The following is a 1425-nucleotide window of genomic DNA, read 5'->3' as shown; positions in this document are numbered from 1 at the left end:
GCTAATGTCGTCAAAGGCGGTGAAAAATTAGCCAAACAATTGTATATCTACGATACTAAAAAGATCGTATCTCCTCAGCAAAAAGGCAGCTTGAAAGTCAAAGACTATCTCAAAGAAGCCAAGAGCAGTGCCTTAAAAGAGCTGAACTTTAAAGCAATGTTTAAAGATCTTAGTAAGGCTAAAGGACTAGGACGAGCTATCCCTGGAATAAACATCGCCAGCAAGACTTTATCGCTCTATGACGGTTTCAATGAATCAAATAAGATGGCAAACGAACATAAGCTAAAAGGCAAGGCAAGAGCAATGAGTCTTATCGGAGGTACAGCGATCGATCTGGGTGATATGGCTGTGACTGCGGGTCTATCGACTGTTGGTAGTATGGTGGGAACATGGGGTGTTGCTACGTTTATAGGAGGATTAGGTATAACAACGGCACCAGCTTGGATTACAGTAGGTGCAGGCATAGCTATTGCTAGTGGTGCTGCTTTGGTGGCGTCCTGGGCAATTAAGGAAACTGGTGTTGGGAAATTTGTAAAAAATAAATGGAATGATTTTTTGAAAAGGGGTATGACTTTAGAAAATGGAAAAGGATGAAAAAATGAAAATATCTTTTAGGCAAATAATGTATCGCTATGCGCAGATACTAACTTATAATAAGCTGGAAAATAGCATTACTATATTTGTAAATGGATTTTTGCTAATGATTTTGTATGTTGGATTTTCTGCTCATACATTACCAGTGGAGGTAATTCCCTACGCATACAGAGATAAGCTGTTAATGTTTTATGTAATTACAACGATATTATTAGTACTTTCAAGAATATTTTGGTGCTGGTATCATCAACAAAGGTTTGCTGGGGCTGTGGAAGTGATATCGAATTATGTGAATGTTATTGTAATAACTATTTTAATTGGATGGTTAACAAAAATAGATACAAAAACATTAATTATGGGTATTACTATAGTTGTCTTATTTAATATTGTAATTTATGTTGTTAGACTACTAGGTAGTCAAAAATTACCAATGTATATGCTATTTAGTGTAGTTATTTTTGCAGTAGTTACTACTTTTTTGTACTTATTTACAGGAGTAGATTTTTTTATAAAAATATCTTTTATCCCAATGGCATGTATAGTGTCTTCTAGGATAATACCTTACTGGTTAATGCTAGATACACCTTATCGTCGTAACCTAATAAAAGAATTTGGTCCTAAAGACATCGACAAGTCGGCAATTTTTGTATCAAAAAAGAAAAGCAAATAAATTACCTGTTTTGACAACATTGGGGGTGTTAGAAGATGAGAATTGATGTAGGCGAAGTCTTAGCGACCAAAAATGAGTTGTCACGGACAAAGATGCGCCTTTTAGGAAGTTTGAGTGATGCTAAAATGGCAGCTGATTCAGTCAAAACAAGTAATGCATTG

Annotated in this window: 1 protein-coding gene and 1 pseudogene; both read left to right on the top strand. The window is 35.4% G+C overall.

Annotated elements, in window-relative coordinates; all coding sequences use genetic code 11:
- Positions 1–594: pseudogene (locus Q9Q35_RS07480) on the top strand (hypothetical protein); the annotation flags it as partial.
- On the top strand, positions 581–1264 hold the full coding sequence (locus tag Q9Q35_RS07475) for a hypothetical protein (protein ID WP_304652814.1): 684 nt from the start codon (positions 581–583) through the stop codon (positions 1262–1264). The pseudogene Q9Q35_RS07480 and the gene Q9Q35_RS07475, both read left to right, overlap by 14 nt.
- The last annotated feature ends 161 nt before the right edge of the window (positions 1265–1425 follow it).

This window comes from uncultured Ligilactobacillus sp. (assembly GCF_948826705.1).
Lineage (GTDB): Bacteria > Bacillota > Bacilli > Lactobacillales > Lactobacillaceae > Ligilactobacillus.
The sequence above is the reverse complement of the archived record's forward strand: the minus strand, read 5'-3'. Positions and strand labels throughout refer to the sequence as shown.